General features: G+C 59.0%; 21 protein-coding genes. 6 read left to right on the top strand and 15 right to left on the bottom strand.

All coding sequences use genetic code 11. The annotated features are described in order from the left end of the window. Window positions 1-52 precede the first annotated feature (52 nt). Entirely contained in the window at window positions 53-187 is a 135-nt protein-coding gene (locus tag VWZ85_RS04510; RefSeq protein WP_340547165.1) for a hypothetical protein, read from the top strand. A 106-nt stretch (window positions 188-293) separates the two neighbouring features. Here VWZ85_RS04510 and infB read toward each other — a convergent pair whose 3' ends face one another. The 6 genes from infB to pip form a co-directional block, all read right to left on the bottom strand. After that, window positions 294-2,774: a translation initiation factor IF-2 gene (infB, locus tag VWZ85_RS04505; protein ID WP_340547164.1), complete on the bottom strand. Its 2,481-nt coding sequence runs from the start codon at window positions 2,772-2,774 to the stop codon at window positions 294-296. Between the two features lie 8 nt (window positions 2,775-2,782). Then, on the bottom strand, window positions 2,783-3,403 hold the full coding sequence (locus VWZ85_RS04500) for an RNA-binding protein (RefSeq protein WP_416587252.1): 621 nt from the start codon (window positions 3,401-3,403) through the stop codon (window positions 2,783-2,785). A gap of 26 nt (window positions 3,404-3,429) precedes the next feature. Then, entirely contained in the window at window positions 3,430-5,055 is a 1,626-nt protein-coding gene (nusA, locus tag VWZ85_RS04495; RefSeq protein ID WP_340547162.1) for a transcription termination factor NusA, read from the bottom strand. Continuing rightward, complete coding sequence (gene rimP, locus VWZ85_RS04490; RefSeq protein WP_340547161.1) at window positions 5,055-5,645, bottom strand: ribosome maturation factor RimP; 591 nt, start codon at window positions 5,643-5,645, stop codon at window positions 5,055-5,057. Before rimP ends, nusA begins: the two co-directional genes overlap by 1 nt. A gap of 190 nt (window positions 5,646-5,835) precedes the next feature. Further along, window positions 5,836-6,678, bottom strand: coding sequence for an ABC transporter substrate-binding protein (locus VWZ85_RS04485; RefSeq protein ID WP_416587251.1), 843 nt, complete (start codon window positions 6,676-6,678; stop codon window positions 5,836-5,838). Next, complete coding sequence (pip, locus tag VWZ85_RS04480; RefSeq protein WP_340547159.1) at window positions 6,675-7,655, bottom strand: prolyl aminopeptidase; 981 nt, start codon at window positions 7,653-7,655, stop codon at window positions 6,675-6,677. The genes VWZ85_RS04485 and pip overlap by 4 nt, the downstream gene beginning before the upstream one ends. 49 nt (window positions 7,656-7,704) lie before the next feature. Between pip and ubiG the strand changes: the two genes are divergently transcribed. Further along, window positions 7,705-8,451 (top strand): bifunctional 2-polyprenyl-6-hydroxyphenol methylase/3-demethylubiquinol 3-O-methyltransferase UbiG, encoded by a 747-nt coding sequence (gene ubiG, locus VWZ85_RS04475; protein WP_416542719.1) that lies wholly within the window; start codon window positions 7,705-7,707, stop codon window positions 8,449-8,451. Between the two features lie 270 nt (window positions 8,452-8,721). Here ubiG and VWZ85_RS04470 read toward each other — a convergent pair whose 3' ends face one another. The 4 genes from VWZ85_RS04470 to VWZ85_RS04455 form a co-directional block, all read right to left on the bottom strand. Continuing rightward, complete coding sequence (locus VWZ85_RS04470) at window positions 8,722-9,162, bottom strand: MarR family winged helix-turn-helix transcriptional regulator (protein ID WP_340547157.1); 441 nt, start codon at window positions 9,160-9,162, stop codon at window positions 8,722-8,724. Next, window positions 9,162-9,992, bottom strand: a complete 831-nt coding sequence (locus tag VWZ85_RS04465; RefSeq protein ID WP_416587250.1) for a carbon-nitrogen hydrolase family protein — start codon at window positions 9,990-9,992, stop codon at window positions 9,162-9,164. The genes VWZ85_RS04470 and VWZ85_RS04465 overlap by 1 nt, the downstream gene beginning before the upstream one ends. A 42-nt stretch (window positions 9,993-10,034) precedes the next feature. Continuing rightward, a complete protein-coding gene (gene grxC / locus VWZ85_RS04460; protein WP_416587249.1) occupies window positions 10,035-10,292 on the bottom strand; it encodes a glutaredoxin 3 in 258 nt (85 codons plus the stop codon). A gap of 85 nt (window positions 10,293-10,377) precedes the next feature. Next, window positions 10,378-11,106 (bottom strand): double zinc ribbon domain-containing protein, encoded by a 729-nt coding sequence (locus VWZ85_RS04455; RefSeq protein ID WP_416542717.1) that lies wholly within the window; start codon window positions 11,104-11,106, stop codon window positions 10,378-10,380. Between the two features lie 14 nt (window positions 11,107-11,120). Between VWZ85_RS04455 and VWZ85_RS04450 the strand changes: the two genes are divergently transcribed. The 3 genes from VWZ85_RS04450 to VWZ85_RS04440 all read left to right on the top strand — a co-directional run bounded on the left by VWZ85_RS04450 (window position 11,121) and on the right by VWZ85_RS04440 (window position 16,244). Further along, window positions 11,121-11,951: a methyltransferase domain-containing protein gene (locus tag VWZ85_RS04450; RefSeq protein ID WP_416587248.1), complete on the top strand. Its 831-nt coding sequence runs from the start codon at window positions 11,121-11,123 to the stop codon at window positions 11,949-11,951. A gap of 128 nt (window positions 11,952-12,079) precedes the next feature. Then, complete coding sequence (gene hemH / locus VWZ85_RS04445) at window positions 12,080-13,141, top strand: ferrochelatase (RefSeq protein WP_340547152.1); 1,062 nt, start codon at window positions 12,080-12,082, stop codon at window positions 13,139-13,141. A gap of 73 nt (window positions 13,142-13,214) precedes the next feature. Next, window positions 13,215-16,244 carry an aminotransferase class III-fold pyridoxal phosphate-dependent enzyme gene (locus VWZ85_RS04440; RefSeq protein ID WP_416587247.1) on the top strand — a complete coding sequence of 1,010 codons (3,030 nt, stop codon included), beginning with the start codon at window positions 13,215-13,217 and terminating at the stop codon, window positions 16,242-16,244. Between the two features lie 105 nt (window positions 16,245-16,349). Here VWZ85_RS04440 and VWZ85_RS04435 read toward each other — a convergent pair whose 3' ends face one another. Together VWZ85_RS04435 and VWZ85_RS04430 are read right to left on the bottom strand one after the other, a co-directional pair. After that, window positions 16,350-16,532: a hypothetical protein gene (locus VWZ85_RS04435; RefSeq protein WP_340547150.1), complete on the bottom strand. Its 183-nt coding sequence runs from the start codon at window positions 16,530-16,532 to the stop codon at window positions 16,350-16,352. 141 nt (window positions 16,533-16,673) lie between these two features. After that, window positions 16,674-17,315, bottom strand: a complete 642-nt coding sequence (locus VWZ85_RS04430; protein WP_340547149.1) for a L,D-transpeptidase — start codon at window positions 17,313-17,315, stop codon at window positions 16,674-16,676. Window positions 17,316-17,481: 166 nt separating this feature from the next. Here VWZ85_RS04430 and VWZ85_RS04425 point away from each other — a divergent pair, with 166 nt between their 5' ends. Next, complete coding sequence (locus VWZ85_RS04425) at window positions 17,482-17,973, top strand: CAP domain-containing protein (protein ID WP_416587246.1); 492 nt, start codon at window positions 17,482-17,484, stop codon at window positions 17,971-17,973. Between the two features lie 109 nt (window positions 17,974-18,082). Here VWZ85_RS04425 and VWZ85_RS04420 read toward each other — a convergent pair whose 3' ends face one another. The 3 genes from VWZ85_RS04420 to VWZ85_RS04410 form a co-directional block, all read right to left on the bottom strand. Continuing rightward, entirely contained in the window at window positions 18,083-18,601 is a 519-nt protein-coding gene (locus tag VWZ85_RS04420; protein WP_340547147.1) for a L,D-transpeptidase family protein, read from the bottom strand. Window positions 18,602-18,665: 64 nt separating this feature from the next. Beyond that, window positions 18,666-19,475 carry an ion transporter gene (locus VWZ85_RS04415; RefSeq protein ID WP_416587245.1) on the bottom strand — a complete coding sequence of 270 codons (810 nt, stop codon included), beginning with the start codon at window positions 19,473-19,475 and terminating at the stop codon, window positions 18,666-18,668. Window positions 19,476-19,480: 5 nt separating this feature from the next. Then, window positions 19,481-20,728: a class I SAM-dependent RNA methyltransferase gene (locus VWZ85_RS04410; protein WP_416534327.1), complete on the bottom strand. Its 1,248-nt coding sequence runs from the start codon at window positions 20,726-20,728 to the stop codon at window positions 19,481-19,483. Between the last annotated feature and the right edge of the window lie 2 nt (window positions 20,729-20,730).

The raw sequence follows: 20,730 nt of genomic DNA, 5'->3' as shown, positions 1-20,730 counted from the left end.
CCAACAGGCAGCGTAATGTCGGTATTTCTGACGGCAAGAGGCGGTAGCGATCATGATCAGAACGATTAAGCAGGGTGCATTTATCTTCATCCAAGGCACATTCGTGCGCAGCTTGCCCGATGGCAAGATTTCGGTGCGCGTCGGTAGCAAAACCTACGAAGGTGAACCGGTCGGCCGCGCCGCCTGATCCCCCACACTCTCCTTAGCAGACTGGTTTCTCCTCCCTGAACCAGCCACGAAAAAACCCCGACCTGGTTTGGCCGGGGTTTTTTTATTCATGCTATGATCGTGGATCAGTCGAGTGTGCGGGTCACTTCTTCACGTTCGAAGATCTCGATCACATCACCCTTGCGGACATCATCGTAATTCTCAAACGCCATGCCGCATTCCTGACCGGACTGAACCTCTGCCACTTCATCCTTGAAGCGTTTGAGAGTTTTCAGCGTACCTTCGTGGATCACAACGTTGTCACGCAGCAGGCGGACGCCAGCGGAGCGGCGCGCCACACCTTCGGTCACGAGACAGCCCGCAACCTTGCCAACGTTGGATACCTTGAAGACATCCTTGATCTCTGCATAGCCGATGAAGTTCTCGCGGATCTCAGCTGACAGCAGGCCGGACGCCGCCGCCTTCACATCGTCGACGAGGTCATAGATGACCGAGTAGTAGCGGATCTCGACGCCCTTCTGGTTTGCCGAGTTCCGTGCCGATGTGTTGGCACGCACGTTGAAGCCCATGACAGGAGCACCAGAGGCCTCTGCCAGACCGATATCGCTCTCGGTGATGGCGCCAACGCCGGAGTGCAGCACGCGAACACGCACTTCGTCATTGCCGATCTTCTCCATCGCCTGAACGATGGCTTCGGCAGAGCCTTGCACGTCAGCTTTAACCAGGATCGGCAGCTCGGAGACATTTTCGTCCTCCTTGGCCTTCTGCATCAGCTGTTCCAGCGTGGTCGCGGCACCGGCCGCTGCGCGCTTGTCCTTGGCGGCCTGGGCGCGGTACTCGGCGATCTCGCGGGCCTGCGCTTCGGTTTCGGTGACGTTCAGAACGTCGCCTGCTTCGGGTGTACCATTGAGACCCAGCACTTCGACCGGAACCGAGGGGCCAGCTTCCTGAACCCGCTCACCCTTGTCGTTGATCAGCGCACGGACCTTACCGTACTGCTCACCGACAACAAAGATATCACCCTGACGCAGGGTGCCATTCTGAACCAGCACCGTGGCCACAGGTCCGCGACCCACGTCCAGCTGTGCCTCGATCACGGCACCTTGAGCTGCGCGATCCGGATTGGCCTTCAGTTCGAGGATTTCCGCCTGCAGCGCAATGGCTTCCAGCAGCTCGTCCAGACCCTGACCAGTTACGGCAGAGACTTCCACATCCTGTACTTCACCAGACATCGCTTCCACGACAACTTCATGCTGCAGTAGATCGGTGCGGACTTTCATCGGGTCTGCGGCCGGCTTGTCGATCTTGTTGATCGCCACGATCATGGGAACACCCGCCGCCTTGGCGTGGTTGATCGCTTCGACGGTCTGCGGCATCACAGCATCATCTGCAGCCACAACAAGGACCACGATATCCGTGACCTGCGCACCGCGCGAACGCATAGAGGTAAAGGCCGCGTGGCCCGGCGTGTCGAGGAAGCTCAACACAGCCCCGCCTTCGGTTTTCACCTGATAGGCACCGATGTGCTGGGTAATGCCACCAGCCTCGCCTGCAACAACCCGCGCGTCGCGGATCGCATCCAGCAGAGACGTCTTACCGTGGTCAACGTGACCCATGATGGTGATAACAGGAGGACGCGGCTGAAGGTCATCTTCCTTGTCCTCGACCTCTTTGATGACGTCTTCAACATCCGAATCAGAAACACGCACCACGTTGTGGCCGAACTCTTCGATGATCAGCTCGGCGGTATCCGCGTCGATGGTCTGGTTCTGCGTGACCATCATGCCCATGTTCATCAGCGATTTGACAACCTCGCCGACGCGCTCGGCCATCCGGTTTGCCAGCTCGGAGACGACAATCGCCTCGGGCAGCTGGACGTCACGAATAACCTTTTCACGTTCGACCGAACCCATGGCCTTCTGGCGTGCGCGCTCTTGCTTACGCTTCATCGACGCCATGGAGCGCTGACGACCACCTTCACCACCGGTCGCCTGACCAAGTGTCAGCTTTCCGGAGCGACGGCCACCGCCTTCGTTGCGGCCTTTGGCATTGCGGTTCTGCCGGTCATCACGTTCGCGATCCCCCTTACGAGGCTGCGAAGACGGGCCCGGCTCGGGACGGGCCGCAGCCGGTTCCGACTTTTTCTTTTCGGCATCAGTAGCCGCACGCTGCGCAGCAGCCTCAGCTTCGACACGCTTGCGCTCTTCTTCTTCGGCCTTCTGGCGGGCACGCTCTTCAGCTTCGCGCTGTTCACGTTCCTTGGCTTCCTGTTCAGCCCGGCGGCGCTCACGCTCTTCGGCACGGGCCTTTTCCTCGGCTTCGCGCTGCTGCGCTTCTTCTACTTCGCGGGCCTTGGCGGCCTGCAACGCCTTCAGGCGGCGCGCCATCTCTGCATCGCTGATGCCAGCCGGACGCCGCGATGCGTCACCGGACGGCGTCGCACCTGAGCCCCCCTTGGCCGCGGTCGGCTTGGGGACCACAACGCGTTTGCGCTTGGTTTCCACCACGACATTCTTGGTCCGACCGTGGCTGAAGCTCTGTTTCACATTCCCGGGCCGGGACCCACCACGAAGACCCAACGTCTTTTTGCCGTCACTATCGCTCATAAAGCTCTTTATCCTTCCGTGCGGCCCTTGCCGCCCACCGTTTCGCGCAAACCTTGTAGTCGTTGCGCTTCCTCTACAACACGTTTGCCGAGTCCACCAGAGGCCAGCGCCGCATGTATCACAGTTTGGCGCCCAAAGGCCATGCCCAGCTCATCCGCAGTGAGGCATCCGATGAATTTCCCACGGTGCGGCGTGCTCAATTTTGATTTGCCCCGTCCTGATCCATCCGAAGCCTGGATCAATACGCGGGCGTGTTCCTTGGCCAGCCAGTCTTTGACCTTCTCATAGCCAGAGACCGCATCACCCGACTTGCGCGCTAGGCTGATCAGCTCGATCAGGCGCCGCAGCACCTGACCTTTGATTTCATCCACCAGCCCGTCAGGCACCGTCACCGGCGCCTTGAAACCGCGGGCAAAGAGTTTCTTCTTTACCGCAGTTTGGAGCGCTACCTCGGTCGAGGTCACATAGACCCCACGCCCCGGCAGCTTTCCCATCACATCAGGAACAACCTGACCTTCGGGGCCAACAACAAAGCGGATCAGCCCTTCTTTGGGCTGGATCTCGCCTGTTGCCAGACATTTTCGCTCCGGTCCGTCGGACCGGTCTTTGTCACTGCCACCGCGTGTCATTGCTATCCTCGCTGCGAGGCCTGAGTTCAGGCCTCGCCCTCTTCTGCTTCGCCGTCTTCGATGTCGGCATCGTCTTCAGCATCCGCTTCCAGTTCGGTGGGATCCACCCAACCCAGCAGAACGCGGGCGGTCATGACAAGAGTCTGAGCATCTTCCAGCGACACATCAAATGGTTCCAGAATGCCGTCATCCTTGACGCGCTCACCCTTGTTGGTGGTCCAACCGCCGGCCAGCTCCCAGTCAGCGCAGGTAGCAAAATCTTCAAGCGTCTTGATGCCATCCTTGGCCAGTGCCTCAATCATTTGGGGCGTCAGACCATCAAAGTCAATCAGGCTGTCCTCGGCACCCAATGCCCGGGCTGCATCAATCGCCGCTTTCGCCTGCGCTTCCAGGTAGTCAGCCGCACGCGCCTGAAGCTCCTGAGCGGTGCCCTCGTCGACACCGTCAATAACCAGCAGCTCATCCAGCTCGACATAGGCAACTTCTTCGAGGTTGGTAAAGCCTTCGGAGACCAGCAGCTGGGCAAAGAATTCGTCCAGATCCAGGGTTTCCATGAACAGCTTGGTGCGCGCCTCGAATTCCTTCTGGCGGCGGGCCGATTCCTCTTCCTCGGTCATGATGTCGATATCAAGCGCAGTCAGCTGCGATGCCAGACGCACGTTCTGACCACGACGGCCGATTGCCAGCGACAGCTGCTCTTCGGGGACCACAACCTCGATCTTGCCCGCTTCTTCGTCCAGAACAACCTTGGACACTTCCGCAGGCTGCAGCGCGTTCACAAGGAAGGTCGGCTGATCTTCGTTCCACGGGATGATGTCGATCTTTTCACCCTGCAGTTCGTTGACCACGGCCTGAACGCGCGAACCGCGCATACCGACACAGGCGCCAACCGGATCAATGGAGCCATCATAGCTGATCACAGCAATCTTTGCGCGCGAACCCGGATCACGGGCAACCGCCTTGATCTCAATAACGCCATCATAGATTTCAGGCACTTCCATCTTGAACAGCTCAGCCATGAACTCCGGCGCGGTCCGCGACAGGAAGATTTGAGGGCCACGCGGCTCGCGGCGCACATCCTTGATATAGCAGCGAATCCGGTCATTCGGGCGGTAGCTCTCGCGGCCGATTTTCTCGTTCCGGCGCAGGATCGCCTCACCCGCACCCACGTCAACGATGACGTTGCCGTATTCTTCACGTTTGACCAGGCCGTTGATGATGGTGCCGGCACGATCCTTGAACTCTTCGTACTGACGATCACGCTCAGCTTCGCGCACCTTCTGCAGGATCACCTGCTTGGCGGACTGGGCAGCGATCCGGCCCATCTCGACAGGAGGCACTTCCTCGACGAAGACATCGCCAACCGAAGGATCGGCCATATACTGCTTGGCCTGCTCAACAGTCATTTCCGCCTGGTAGTTTTCCAGCGCGTCATCTTCGACCACGGTCCGCACGCGGGTAAAGGTCGCACGGCCAGTCTTGCGGTCAATGGACACACGAATGTCCATCTCGCTGCCGTAGCGGCTCTTGGCGGCCCGCGCCAGGCTCTCTTCCATCGCATCGACAACCAAACCGGGGTCGATCATCTTTTCGCGCGCCACGGCTTCTGCGGTCTGCAGAAGCTCCAACTGGTTTGCTGATGTGATAGCCATTACTTTTTCTCCTCTTCGGACCCATCGGCCTCGATTTCGTCGAATGCGTCTTCGTTCAGGGTGCCGGCAGCCTTGCGCTGACGCAGCATTTCTTTGATCAGATCATCGGTAAGAACCAGTTTGGCATCGCTCAACCAGTCGAATTTCAAGCCGATGGTAACAGTCTCGCCATGTTCTTCGATATTGATCAGAACCTCGTCATCCTCAACACCGGCCAGCTCGCCCTTGAAACGGCGGCGGCCGTCGATCAGCTCGCTGGTCTCGATCTTGGCCTCATAGCCCTCGAACATATCGAAGTCTTTGAGACGGGTCAGCGGCCGGTCGATACCGGGGCTGGAGACCTCAAGCGCGTAGCTGTCAAGGATCGGATCCTCCACGTCCAGCGTCGCACTGACCGCGTTGGAGATCTCAGCGCAGCCATCCACCTCGATGCCGCCTTCAGGCTTGTCGGCCATGATCTGCAGGGTGGTCGTCTTGCCAGACATCAGCCGAATACGCACCAGCTCAAAACCGAGATCTTCAATCACCGGGGTGATGATCTCGGCAAGCCGACGGTCGATGGCTGCCTTGGCTATCAGGTCATTGGTCATACGAATTCCAGATCTGTGATTCGGGCACAAAAAAACGGGCGCGCGGCCCGTTGAACTTTCCGGTGGAGCTGAGGGTCAAACCCGACGCGCCGCTGTTACGAAAGGCATATACGCCGGATCAGGCCAAACTGCAAGAGGCAGTTCCCCTGACCCATGTTCTGTGCGGACCCAGGCTTGCAAATCGTGCAGATCAGAGGCGCCACCAGCGTTCCGCAATTCGACCATCGTCCAAAGCCGACCGAGTGCCTATCGTCCGAGGCATACCAACATCCCGCCGGGCTGCCAGCGCCATGTCATCAACGGATGGATGGTAGTGAAAACTGCCGCGCGAGACGAGACCTTCGGGTGCTGGCAGGGCTGCGACATCGACATATCCATCCCGCAGCGCCTCAGCCCGCACGGCGGCATCGGGAATCACGATCAACTCAACCGTATCGACCCAACCGGCCTGACCGGATTTGTAGTGCCCCCGCACCCGCGCCGCGCGGAAGTCGCGCCCAGCGCGCGCGCGCTCCACCCTGTAGCACCCGGTCCCGTTTGCCGCTGAGAGGTCGCCTGAGGTTTCCCCGCCGGCGGCAATCGCAAACCGGCCATCGGCCAATAAATAAGGGAGATGCGGATTGGACGCGCCCAGCACAATCTGGATGCTACCGGGCGAGAGTATGTCGATTTGAGCAGCGCCATCGCCGATATCGCTGCCCAGCAGGCTCGCCGTCACATCCGCCGCCCGCACCGGTGTTCCATCGTGAAACGTCACATCTGCCCGAATATCGAACTGCCAGACCCGCGCATCGGGGCTGCTGCTCCAGCGACTGGCCAGCTCAGGCCGCAAGGAGCCGTCAGGGCCAATTTCCAGCAAGGTGTCAAACACGGCCCCACGAGCGACCTGATCCATCAGCCCACCGTCTCGCGGTACCGCGAGACGAAGGATCCCGCCCTGCCGCGGCGTATCAGCCAGCGCGGCCCCGGTTGCAGCCAGCAGGGCAGCCGCGGCGCCAGATGTGAACAGCGCACGCCTGTCGATCCGTGTCATGGCTCCTGCTCCTCTGCAATCTGGTCCATTGCGCGCACCAGCTCGGCGCTGATTCCCGGTTCGGACAGAGCATGGCCCGCATTGCGCACCATCTTCAACTCGGCATTTGGCCACAGCTCTTTCAATCGCCAGGCGGAGGTCGGCGGACAAATCATATCATACCGCCCCTGCACGATGATGCCGGGAATATGCGATATGCGCCCCATATTGGCAAAGATCTGACCATCGTAGTCGAGAAACCCGCCATTGATGAAATAGTGATTCTCCAGTCGTGCAAAGGCGCGCGCGTAGTCGCCCGGGCTTTCGCCCGATGTGCCGTTGGAATGGATCGAGGCCAACGCGTTCTCCCATGCCGACCAAGCCCGGCCGAACAGGATCTCCTCAGCCATATCGCCGGAAAACAGCCGTCTGTTATAGGCGGCGATCAGATCGCCCCGCTCACCATCGGGGATCATCGAGACAAAACGCGACCAGGTCTCCGGCCAGAAACGGCCAGCACCACCACCGTAGAACCAGTCCAGCTCTGACTTGGTCATCAGGAAGACGCCGCGCAGGATCAGATGGCGCACCCGCTCGGGATGGGTCTGGGCATAGATCAGCGACAAAGTTGCCCCCCAGCTCCCGCCGAACACCATCCACCGCGACAGCCCCAGAAGTCGGCGGATGATTTCCATATCCGCGACCAGATGCCAGGTAGTATTGTCAGCGCAGGAGGCGTGCGGCCGCGACCGTCCGCAACCGCGCTGATCGAATAATACAATCCGGTAGTGGTCAGGGTCGAAATACCGCCGCATGGCCGGGCTGCTCCCGCCACCCGGGCCTCCGTGACAGACCACCACAGGGATACCGTCCGGATTACCGCTCTGCTCCATATAGATATGGTGGCCCTGCCCCACATCGACCATCCGCTGATCAAAGGGTTCAATGGGCGGGTACAAATACTGCACTGCGCGCTTTTGATACGGGTATTTGTCCATTACTGACCTAACTTAGTCCTGAATGATAAAAGAACACACGGAGACAGGAATGCAAGCGCCTCAATCCACGGTAGACCCGTCCGAGATCGCAAAATTTGAGGCCATGGCCGCCGAATGGTGGGATCCCACTGGAAAATTCAAACCATTGCACATGCTGAACCCCTGTCGGCTGGACTACATCACCCGGCAAATCGCTGGTGAATTTAATCGCAACCTATCCGATCAGGCGCCCTTTTCCGGACTGCGCATTCTGGACATCGGCTGCGGTGGCGGGCTTCTCAGCGAACCAATGGCCCGTCTGGGTGCCGATGTCGTCGGCGCCGACGCCGCAGCGGGCAATATTCCGGTCGCTCAGGTTCACGCCCAGCAATCCGGTCTGGACATCGACTATCGCCACACCACGGCCGAGGCGCTGGCAGAGGCGGGCGAGCAGTTCGACGTGGTTCTCAACATGGAGGTGGTCGAACATGTTGCCGATCCGCTCAGCTATCTAACTGCCACGCAGCAGCTGCTCAGGCCCGGTGGTCTGCAAATCTGTTCAACCATCAACCGCAATCCCAAAAGCTACGCGATGGCCATTTTAGGCGCCGAGGTTGTCATGCGATGGCTGCCGCGCGGGACACATGAATGGTCGAAGTTCATTACACCAGACGAGCTGTTCGAGCTGCTCTCAAAGGCGGGGCTGACGCCTGTCGATCGGAAGGGTTTTGTGTTCAATCCGATCTTCTGGAGCTGGTCGCTCTCGGACCGTGATTTGAGTGTAAATTACGTGACAGCCAGCACAAAGCCTCGCTAAGCGCGGAGGCAAAAGCCCTGTCCCTATACTTTAGGATAGGCAATCATCCTTCTGCGTCGTTGGGCCGCTACCTTCTACGTGGTAGACCATGGATAGGGTCAGATGTTCCTGACCTGTCACCGAGTGAATGCACAGAGGCCCTTGTTCCGGGTCGCCCTGTCGTTAAGCCTACCACTCACGGACCAGCCTGACGGGGGGCACCAAGGACGTCTGTTCGCAGACGTCCTTTTCCGTTTTGCAGGATTGGGGCCCTGCGCCCCTAGTCGCCAATCAGTCGCGACTTCCCAGCTTAATGCGGAACTCTCGCAGGATCGGCAGCGCGGATTTGACCCGGTCACCCCCCAGTTCCTCAACCACTTCGCGGATCATCGGAACAATGCTGGCCAATGCGGCGTCGCGCGCCTGTCGTCCCGCCGGGCTGATCGCGACCATTTTGCGTCGCGCATCATCCCAGTCTGGGCGGATATGAACGTAGCCCGCCGCTTCCAGCTTGCTCAATGTATTGGTCATCGCCCCACGGGTCACGTGAAACGCCTTGGCCAGCTGAGCGGGCGACCGCTCAACTCCGGTACGTGCGAGATGGTTCAATACCGAGAAATGCGACAGTTCCATTCCCTTAGGCAGCACTTGTCCCAGCCGGGTCCGCGCCAGCTGATCTGCCATCAGAATTTCGCTGAACAGCGAAACCGCAAGGGAATTGGTATCGTCCATCAGGGGCCGTCGAATTCTCGGTCATGAAACAGGGAAGGAACCTGTCGACGCGCTTGTGCCACTTTTTCAAGGTCAAGATCAATGTAGGTGACCCCTTGCTCAACGCCGCCATCGGCCAGAATTTCCCCCCAGGGTGACACCACCAGAGAATGGCCATAGGTGCGTCGCGACTTTCCCTTGGTTGCCGGATGGGTGCCCGTCTGAGCAGCCGCCAGCACATAGCAGCCCGTCTCGATTGCACGCGCCTGAAGCAATGCGTGCCAATGGGCCGCACCGGTAACAGGCGAAAAGGCTGCGGGCGCCAGCAGCACCTGAGCCCCTGCTTTGGCCAGACGCCGATGCAGATAGGGGAAGCGTACGTCGTAACATATGGTCATTCCCAGGGCTGCAAATGGAGTCTGTGCAACCACAGCCTGACGGCCCGGGCGGTATCCATCCGACTCGCGGTAAGTTTCTTCAGGCGTGACATCCACATCGAACATGTGGATCTTGTCATAGCGCGCAACAATCTCACCGGCTGGATCGATCAGAAACTGGCGATTGGCAAACCGTCCATCAGCATCCGTCGTCTTCAACGCGAGGGATCCGAGAGACAGCCAGAGACCGCGCTCCTCGGCAGTTCTGCGCAGGGCCGCCAACGTCGGATCATCCGCTTCATGATGGAGGACCGACGTCTGGTGGCTGCGACTTCCAGAAAGGCAGTTTGTCACTTCTGGTGTCAGTACAAAACCGGCGCCAGCGGCAGCGGCCTCGGCAATCATCTCCTGCACCATCACCAGATTTTCAGCTGGCTGGTCGCTTGATGTCAGTTGAAGCAAGGCCGCACGCATCTGTTATATCCTCCGATGGTCACCGATCTTAATCACCGCGCCTCAGGTTGCCAGCAGCGGATCCAGCTTGCCGGACCGATCCAGTGCATAAAGATCATCGCATCCACCGACATGGGTCTCGCCGACAAAAATCTGCGGAACGGTACGCCCACCATTGGCACGCTCGATCATTTCGACCTTGCGATCAGGATTAGCCAAGACGTCGATTTCGTCGAAGCTTACGCCTTTCTGGGTCAGCAGGCGTTTTGCGGCATGGCAAAACCCGCAGAGCGGGGAAGTGTAGATTTCGACCGGTTTCATTCGGGTCTCCGTTTGAAAATATTCAGTGGCTTGGCCCTGAACTTGGGCAGTCCATGATAGAATTGCCAGCCCCAGCGCGTTCAGATCACGACTGCGTGACCCTTGCAAGCACGGCGATACGGACCGCGCTTGCGCCTGCATCAAGGCAAGCCTCGCTACAGGCCGCAAGCGTGGCACCACTGGTCATCACATCATCGACCAGCAAGACGATACGCCCGTCAATCTGTGCGGCATGTTTCGGATGCGCCGAAATCGACCGCGCCAACGTTGCGTAGCGCTCGCAGCGGCCCTGCCCTTCAAGCGAAGGTGTACGGCGAACGCGCCGCAACAGGTCCGGGCAGTAGTCCAAGCCAGCGTCTCGGGACATTTGTCGGGCCAGCAGATCAGATTGATTATAGCGGCGGCGCAGAAACCGCGACCAGTGTAGCGGCACCGGCGCCACCAAGGGATCATCCACAAGCAAACTGGCAGCCGCCCGCCCCAACCAGCGCCCTGCAGGCCGGGCGATTTCAGTTCGATCCCCGTGTTTCAGGGCCAGTACCAGCCGCCGGGCCGTGCCCTCATAGGTCAGCGCGGCGCGTCCTTCCTGCCAGGGCCGTGGGTGATCCATACACTCATCACATTCGAGGCGAAACCCGTCCTCCTCCCCGATCAAAGGGACTCCACATCCATGGCAACAGGTTCCATGTATGAACGGTGTCTCGCGCCAGCAGGGGCCACAAAGTCCGAAATCGCTGTCGACCCACTCACCGCAGGCCAGACAGCGTGGCGGGTAGATCAGCGAAACAGCCGTTTGTATCCGCGCCTTCAACATCCTAAATAGCCCTCATGACCAAAGCCACGACGCCCCGCCCGCAGCTCTTTGACCGCAGCGCACTCGCCGCCCATCGCAGCCGCCTGACCCCCGAAGCCCTGTTCCTGCACGACATCGCACGCGATGAGATTGAGGATCGGCTCTCCATGGTTAACAGGAGCTTTACGCGCCCAGCGCTGGTGGCGCCTTTTGCGCAAGGCTGGGACAGTTGTCTGCCCGATGCCAAACATGTCGCGGATGACGAAACATTGGATCTGGCGGTTGGTGCCCATGATCTTGTGGTCCATGCCATGTCACTGCACTGGGCCAATGATCCGGTCGGACAATTGATCCAATGTCACCGGGCCCTGACCGAAGACGGCTTGCTGCTGGTCGTGATGCTGGGCGGCCAGACCCTGCATGAATTGCGCAGCGCCCTGGCCACCGCCGAAACCCGCCTTTCCGGCGGGCTGTCGCCCCGCGTGGCCCCGATGGGCGAAGTGCGCGATCTGGGTGCGCTGTTGCAACGGGCCGGATTTGCGCTTCCGGTGGCGGATGTTGTGCCTCTGACCGCAAAGTACCGCGACCTGTGGCACCTGATGCACGAACTGCGCGGCATGGGCGAAACCAATGCCATGACACAGAGGCAAAAGACCGCAACCACGCGCAAATTGTTCGCTGACACTGCGGATATCTACCGGTCCAGCTACGCAACGGAGGACGGTCTTTTGCCTGCAACCTTTGAACTGATTTGCCTGACCGGCTGGTCCCCGTCCGACACCCAGCAAAAACCGCTGCGCCCCGGATCGGCAAAGGCGCGACTGGCGGATGCGCTGAAGGTGCCGGAAACACCGCTGCCAAAGTAGACAGAACCAGCCATAGGTCTATCCTATGGCTCTGGTGGAATGATCCAATTGGTCATTTCCGCCGTATCTTCATATAGCTAGGGCGGACCAACGATCCGCTGACCGTTTACCGCACAGGACCCTGATAGATGCTGGACGCCACTGCCCCCGCCACCTGCCCCGCTCATGCGCCGGCAGACCACCCCAAGATCGCCCCGGCGAAGGTCGGCGTACTGTTGGCCAATCTGGGCACCCCCGATGACTATAGCTACTGGCCGATGCGCCGGTATCTGAGCGAGTTTCTCTCGGACAAGCGTGTGATCGACTATCCTGCCTGGAAATGGCAGCCGCTGTTGCAACTGATCATTTTGGCCAAACGGCCGTTTTCCTCGGGAGCGGCGTATAAGTCCATCTGGAACCATGACAAGGGCGAAAGCCCCCTGATGACCATCACCAAGGAGCAGACCGCCGCGATGTCGGAAGCGCTGCAGGAGCGGTATGGCAAAGAGGTCATGGTGGATTTCTGTATGCGCTACGGCAATCCCTCAACCAAATCCAAAGTGCGGGCAATGGTTGAGGCCGGCTGTCAGAAAATCCTCTTCGTCCCGCTTTATCCGCAATATGCCGGGGCCACCTCGGCCACCGCCAACGACCAATTTTTCCGCGCCCTGATGGAAGAAACCTGGCAGCCCGCCGCACGCACCGTCGCACCCTATTTTGACGATCCGGCATATATCGACGCCCTTGCGCGTTCGGTGGAGAAAGCTTATGCCACCGCCGAGAAAAAACCCGAAATTCTGGTTGTATCCTATCATGGGATGCCCAAGCGCTATCTGATGCAGGGCGATCCCTACCATTGTCAGTGCCAGAAAACGACGCGCCTCCTGAAAGAACGTCTGGGGTGGACCGATACCGAAATCACCACCACGTTTCAGTCGGTGTTTGGCCCCGAAGAATGGCTGAAGCCCTATACCGTGGATCACGTCGCCACCCTCGCCAAAGAAGGCAAGAAAAACATCGCGGTGATCGCCCCCGCCTTCTCGGCGGACTGCATTGAGACGCTTGAGGAAATCAACGAGGAAATTCGCGAAAGCTTTGAGCACGCGGGCGGAGAGGAATTTCTCTATATCCCTTGCCTGAACGATGACGCCGAGCACATTGACGCGCTGTCCGGCGTTATCCAACGCAATTTGAAAGGGTGGCTGGACTAATCGCCACTCCCCGGTCCAAATAACCAAAACGCCCCGGCCAACGGGGCTGAGGATATTTGAACAGGGACCTCTCATGACCGCATTGAACCTGGCCGAATTGCATTGGGCCGATGCCCTGAATAATCACTGGGGCATCACCGCTGACCTGTCACGGTTGGACGGGGAATATGACCTGAACTTTCGTGCACTCGCCGAGGATGGGCAGGGCTATATTCTAAAGGTCATGCGCCCCGGTTGCGCCCCTGATCTCGTCGAGATGCAAATCGCTGCGCTGGCGCATCTCCATCAAACTGACCCGGATCTGCCATGTCCACGCGCCGTGGCAACCGCCGATGGTGCGCTCTGCCTCGATCTTGCAGACGAAACCGGGGTTGAGCGCCTGGTCTGGCTGCAAACTCAGCTGCCGGGCCGCTGCTATGCCAAAAGCGCGCCGAAATCATCCGTTCTCATCAGGGAAATCGGTGCCGCGCTTGGAAGCATCACCCGCGCGCTCAAAACCTTTGACCATCCCGCGCTGCTACGTGATTTCAAATGGGATCTGATGTCTGCCGACTGGGTGGCAAGCGATCTCGACTGCATCGCAGACAGCAAACGCCGTAGCCTGATTGCTGCGATCTGCGCCGATTTCACAGAGCTGAAGCCGGTGCTTGGCTCCCTGCCGAAACAGGCGATTCATAATGACGCCAATGACTACAACATTCTCGTTACTGGCACGCTATGCCAACCACGCCATGTCGGCGGTCTGATCGACCTTGGCGACATGTGTGCTGCGCCGCGAATCTGTGATCTGGCCATTGCAGCTGCGTATATCGTGCTGGATAATCCCCGACCGCAGGCTGCCCTGTCCGCGCTGATAGAAGGCTACCACGCCGTCAATCCGTTGACCGAAACCGAACTAGATCTTCTCTGGCCTCTGCTGCGGATGCGTCTGGCCGTCAGCGTCGTCAATTCCACACTGGTGGCCAAAGACAATCCCGATGACCCCTATGTGACCATATCGCAGGGTCCTGCATGGCGTTTTCTGGAGCAGCCAAGTGAGCATCCGGCCCTGATTTCGTCCCGGCTGAGAGCGACCTGCGGCCTTTCGGTGGTCGATGGTGCCGACCGGGTAATTGCCTATCTAGAGAAATATTCCGGTGAGTTCGCTCCGCTGATGGGACGCGATTTGACGGGTCTGCCGATGGGGTCTCTCTCGGTCGAGACATCGACCTGGCCGCAGAACCCTTTTGATATGCCGCTGGCCGAGGCTGCCGAAGTCGGGCGAGAGTTTTCCGGCGAAAACGGTGCCGACTGGTGGCTTGGATATTACAACGAACCACGGCTGATCTATACTGCCCCAGCCTTCCGCAAAGGCGCGTATAAAGCCAGCGACCGGCGTACCGTCCATCTCGCAGTGGATGTTTTTGCCCCGGCCGGTCAGACGCTCTACGCCCCCCTGGAGGGTGAGGTCGTGGCGGTGGAGAACCGCGATGCTCATCTGGACTACGGCGGTGTTGTCATCCTGAAACACCATACCGACACCGGAGAAGAATTTTATACGCTCTACGGTCATCTTGACCCTGACTGCTGTACTCAGCTTTCGGTTGGCGACCGGGTCGCCAAGGGCGCGCCGTTCTGCCAGCTCGGAGATGCAACTGAAAACGGCGGCTGGGCTCCACATGTGCATTTCCAGCTGGCGCTATCGACCAAGGGAATTGAGGCAGACTGGCCCGGAGTGGCGGATCCTGACGACCTCTTGCTGTGGAACGCACTTTGCCCAAACCCTGCACCGTTACTGAATCTGCCTGCGGAGAAAACCGGATATGAACCGACTGACAAGCGCCGGGTTCTGGCGGATCGAAAGGCACATTTCGGCAGCAATCTCAGCCTGACCTACAGCGATCCGGTCATGCTGCTGCGTGGGTGGAAACATCATCTGTTTGACGAAATGGGCCGCCCCTATCTCGATGCCTATAACAACGTGCCGCATGTAGGCCACGCGCATCCCCGCGTTCAGGCGGTTGCTGCCGATCAGCTGAAACGCATGAACTCCAACACCCGGTATCTGCACCCGGCACAAACCGCCTTTGCGGAAAAGGTGCTGTCAAAGATGCCCGACCATCTGGAGGTCTGCTTCTTCGTCAATTCCGGCACCGAAGCGAATGAGCTGGCCCTGCGCCTCGCACGGGCGCACACAGGTGCCAAGGGGATGGTAACGCCCGATCATGGCTATCACGGCAACACCACTGGCGTGATTGACGTTTCCGCCTATAAGTTCAACGCAAAGGGTGGTGTGGGCCCGTCTGACTGGGTGCAGTTGGTCGAAGTTGCCGATGACTATCGCGGATCTTACCGGCGTGATGACGCAGACCGCGCGCAGAAATACGCGGACCTAGTGGATCCGGCCATCGAAAAACTGCGTGCAAGCGGTCATGGGGTGGCTGGCTTCATTGCCGAGACCTTCCCTTCTGTCGGCGGTCAGATCATTCCGCCAAAGGGCTATCTGCCCGCCGTATATGACAAGATCCGCGCCGCAGGTGGTATCTGTATCGCCGATGAGGTTCAAACCGGTCTAGGACGCCTTGGTGACTACTACTTTGGCTTTGAACACCAAGAGGCCAGCCCCGATATCGTGGTACTCGGTAAACCAATCGGCAACGGCCATCCCCTGGGTGTGCTGGTAACAACCCGCGCCATCGCGGACAGCTTTGCACAGGGGCCTGAGTTCTTCTCGACCTTTGGCGGTTCCACCCTGTCGTGCCGCATCGGTACCGAAGTGCTGAATATCGTCGATGAGGAAGGGTTACAGGAGAATGCGCGGGTGCGTGGGGCCGAACTGATCGAAGGCCTGCGCGAACTGCAATCCCGTTATCAGTCGATCGGGGATGTGCGCGGCATGGGATTATTTATCGGTGTCGAACTGATCCGCAACGACGGATCAGAAGCGACGGATATCTGCGCCTATGTGAAGAACCGCATGCGCGATCATCGCATCCTGATCGGTAGCGAAGGGCCAAAGGACAACATTCTGAAAATTCGCCCCCCGCTGACGATTGATGCAGAGGGAATCGAGGTGATTCTCGCATCGATGAACAGCATTCTGTCCGAAGTTCACGACGGTTGAGCCGCCCTGAACCAAAATTGCATTCCCCGGCCCATGTCAGGTCGGGAGACATGAAAAAAGGCGGTGGAAAATCCACCGCCTTTCTTACCGTTCTGAGACAAGCAATTAGTTGCTTGCAACAGCTGCGCCAACCAGAACCAGCAGCAGCAGCGGCAGAAGGATGCCGCTGGAGGAGCTTTCGGTCTGCTCAACAATAACCGGCGCCTCAACAATCGGCTCAGCCAGGTTGCCCGCGGAAGCGGTCGAAGCAGCAGCAGTCAGAGCAGCAGCGATAACGAGTTTTTTCATGTTAACCTCCAAAAATATGCGCAGTTCAGTCCACCCGAACCACGCGCCCAAGACTTACCTCGTAATATTTTTCTAATCAGCAAAATCGCGACATTGCAATTGCTTGTTGCATGATTCGGCCTCTGGAATGGGCCGATGTCGTCAAATTAGCAACACTTGAGTGCCCACTTTCGTGAGCGCAAACAGCTGCGAAATATGCTCGTTATAAAGGCCGATACAGCCGTTTGAAGACCTGCGCCCGATCTTGCGCGTGTCATGCGTGCCGTGGATTCGGTAATACTTCCAGCTGAGATACAAAGCATGGGTTCCAAGCGGATTGTCCGGCCCCGGCGGGATATAGGCAGGCCACTCCGGGTTGCGCTTGCGCATGTTCGGAGTCGGCGCCCAGCCAGGCCCATCGACCTTGCGGATAATCTGGGTCCGGCCGCGGCGCGTCAGATCATCGGAGAGCGGCACGGACGAGGGATATAGCTTGTAGGTGCTCTGGTCTTCCGACCAGAAATGCAGGGCGCGGCTGTCGATATCCACCAGCACGGCTCCGTTGCGCAGATTGTCGAAATAGGGCCGCCAGTCCTTGGACCGGAACGCCGAGATGTTACGCTGAACCGGCGCCTCCGGCTCCGGCGGCGGGCGCAGCGGGTCAAAACCCTCCGCGGTCGTGTCCGTGGCATCCTGTGCCCAGACGTCGCTGGCAAGACCGCCGCCAACCAGTGATGCGCCGACAGAAACGGAACCGGCGAGAAATTGCCGTCTAGAGAAGGATTCGAAGGGGCTGCGGGTCATGACTTTTCCAAACTGCGGAGATATGCATTCGTTATGCCGTATCTTATGGCGCGAATGCCTCAGTCGCAAATCAAACAATCCCGCGACGGTCAATTCACCGCTGACATGTTTGCGCCTATGTCACAGCCGGGCTATTGCAGCCCCAGTCAACGAAGCAAGGTGTAGTATGACACGTGTATTTCTGATCCTTATCGCCGGGCTGATGACCCTTGTCGCAGCCTGTGCCCCTGCACCTGATGGCAGCACAGGCGGCAGCGTGTACCGGATCCGTAACGCCGACAAAGTTCAGCTGCGGATGCTCGACTCGGTCAACGCCCTTCGCGAAGCGGCAGGCAAGCCGCTTGTCCAGCTGAACCCCCAGCTGACCGCTGCGGCCGCAACCCATTCGCGCGACATGTCGGTCCAGAACCGTCCGTGGCATTTTGGCTCCGACGGCTCTTCCCCGCTCGACCGCGTTGCCCGCACTGGTTTCACCGGCACAATGATCGGCGAGACGATTTCGGAAACATATGAGACCGAGTTGCAGACGCTTACAGCCTGGATGGAACAACCGGCCACCCGTTCGGTCATCATGGACGCCAAAGCGCGCACCATGGGCTTCTCCTGGTTCCAGGAATCCAATGGCAAGATCTGGTGGACCCTGGTCATGGGTAGCTAAGCGCGCCGATCCAATCTTTACCTGAACGAAGAAGGCCCGATCGCTGCATGGCAATCGGGCCTTTTCTATCACGAGACGATCAGCGCTGGCACGGTTACAGTGCAGACGATCAGGGACGCAGGGTAATCAACGTACCGTCGCGCACCATCGCATAGATCTCTTCGATCTCATCGTTGCTGACCGCAATGCAGCCCGCAGTCCAGTCATCCACCCGCGCAGCGCGTTTGCGTTCCTTGGGGTTGTTTGGCTCACCGTGAATGAAAATCTCGCCACCCGGTTTCTTGCCCATCGCCGCTGCCTTTGCCCGGTCCTGTGCGTTGGGGTAAGAGATCCCGATGGAGAGGTGATAACGACTGTTGGGATTGCGCCGGTCGATCAGATAGGTGCCTTCGGGAGTTTTGCCATCGCCCTCGATCTGCTTGTGGCCCTGCGGTGCGAAACCCAGCTCCATTTCATATTCGCGCAGAATATCCTCATTGTGCAGAAGATAGACCTTGCGGGCGCCTTTATTGACAACAACCGAGGTTACCTCGGGGCCATTATAACTGCGGAATTTGCTAGGGCCGGAGCTGCAGCCCGCCAGCCCAAGGGTCGCCGCGGCGCCCAATCCGAATGTACGTCTATCCATTATTCTAGGTCTCTGCCTGATTTGCCTCATTTTCCAACTACTATCTTCGGTGGAAAATTCAAAATCACTTCTTCTCGTGCGGCGGTTGCAGCGTCGCGATTTGCTGCTCGATTGCCTCCAGCCGAGCCAGAACCAGATCCCGATAAGCGTCCGTGCGTTCGCCTTCTTCCTCGTGATGGGCATCCTGCATCGAATTCACGATCAGGCCGACCAAGAGGTTCACAACCGCAAAGGTGGTGACCATGATAAACGGCACAAAGAACGCCCAGGCATAGGGATAGATTTCCATGACAGGGCGTACGATGCCCATGGACCAGCTTTCCAAAGTCATGATCTGGAACAGGGAATATGCGCTCAGCGCGAGATTACCGAACCATTCCGGGAAACTGTCCGCGAAGAGTTTCGTCGCGATGACGGAGCCGATGTAGAAGATGATCGCCATCAGCAGGAAGACTGAGCCCATGCCCGGTAGCGCAGTAATGAAACCCTCAACCACCCGGCGCAGCCGCGGCGCAACGGAGATGACGCGCAACACCCGCAATATGCGCAGCGCCCGCAGGACGGACATCCCCTGCGCCCCAGGAAGAAAGGCGATGCTAACGATCACAAAGTCAAAGATGTTCCAGCCGCGCAGGAAAAACCGCAGCCGCTGTACCCAGAGTTTTGCCAGCAGTTCAACGACAAAAATCCCCAGGCACAGCTGATCGACAAACAGAACGATCGTCCCGAACCGGGACATGATCGTATCAGATGTCTCCATTCCCAGCGTCACGGCATTGATCAGAATCACCACAGTGATGAAGTTGCCAAAACGATCACTGGCGATAAGATCGCTAAGCCGCTGGTTCAGGGTTTGTTTTGCACTGATGCTCACCGGTTCTACCCCACGTAGGAAAAGCTGGCCGCGAGTTCCGTATGCGAGGACCAGCGGAATTGATCGACCACCTGTACCCAATCCAGCCGATAGCCGCCATCGGTCAAAATCTTCGCATCACGGGCAAAGGTGACAGGATTGCAGGAAACATAGGCAACCCGTTTCGTACGTGCTGCAACCAGCTGAGTGGCCTGGGCCTCAGCACCAGCGCGCGGCGGGTCAATCACTGCAGCGTCAAACTCCGTTCCAAACGGATTCAGATCCTCCGGCAGCAACGGGTTGCGAAACAGATCGCGGGTCTCGGTGGTGACTTTCTTCAAGCCTTTGGCCTGCCGCCAACCGGCATCCAATGCGCGCAACATGGCGCTTTCACCCTCGACAGCGTGGACCTCAGCGTTTTTCGCCAGTGGCAGCGAAAAAGTCCCGCAGCCGGCAAATAGGTCGACGAGACGTTTTGCCCCCGCGACAACCTCCTCGACCGCCGCGAGCAAGGCCGCCTCGCCATCACGGGTAGCCTGTAGAAAGGCACCCGGCGGCGGGCAGACATGTGCCGGACCAAAGGGTTGAGTTGGCGGCTGTTCCATACCGATCAGCTCGTCCTCCCAGGTCAGCCTTGCAATACGATGCGCGTCGACCACCTGCGCCAACGCGATCCGAAGCGCGCCATCCAGCGGCTTGCCGTTGGTCACCAGTACATCAACGCCAACCTCCGAGAGGGTCACCGTCACCGAAAGCGGTGCCTTGCGGCTGGCGCCAGCCATGGCCAGTGCCTCCGCCATCGGCACAGCAGCCAGAAGCTGTGGTGCCAGCAACTGGCAATCGGGTATCTCGGTAATCACCCCGGACGCGCGGCCATGGAATCCAGCCATCGCCCCTTTCTTGGTGCGGCGCACTGACAGCGTGGCGCGACGGCGCGATTGTGGCGGTGAGGTGTGGATCGGGCGAAACGCCGTCTCAATCCCCTGGGCAGCCAGCGCATTGCGCACAATATCGACCTTCCAGCCCGCGACAAAATCATCTGTCGCATGTTGCAGCTGACAGCCACCACAGGATTTATAATGCCGACAAGGCGCCTGGACGCGTGCCTCTGACGGGTTCTCGATGCGGATATCCGTGAGCTGGTGCCCGTCGCGAATACCGCTGACGGTCTCTCCCGGCAGGGTGCGCGGCGCAAAAAGCGGGCCCTCGGCGACTCCGTCCCCCTGATGGCCAAGACGAATGATTGTGGCTGTGGTTCTAGCTGCATGTGTCATGG

It is taken from the genome of Phaeobacter sp. JH20_29 (genome assembly GCF_048056175.1).
GTDB lineage: Bacteria > Pseudomonadota > Alphaproteobacteria > Rhodobacterales > Rhodobacteraceae > Phaeobacter > Phaeobacter bryozoorum.
This window is presented reverse-complemented; position numbering and strand designations above follow the sequence as displayed.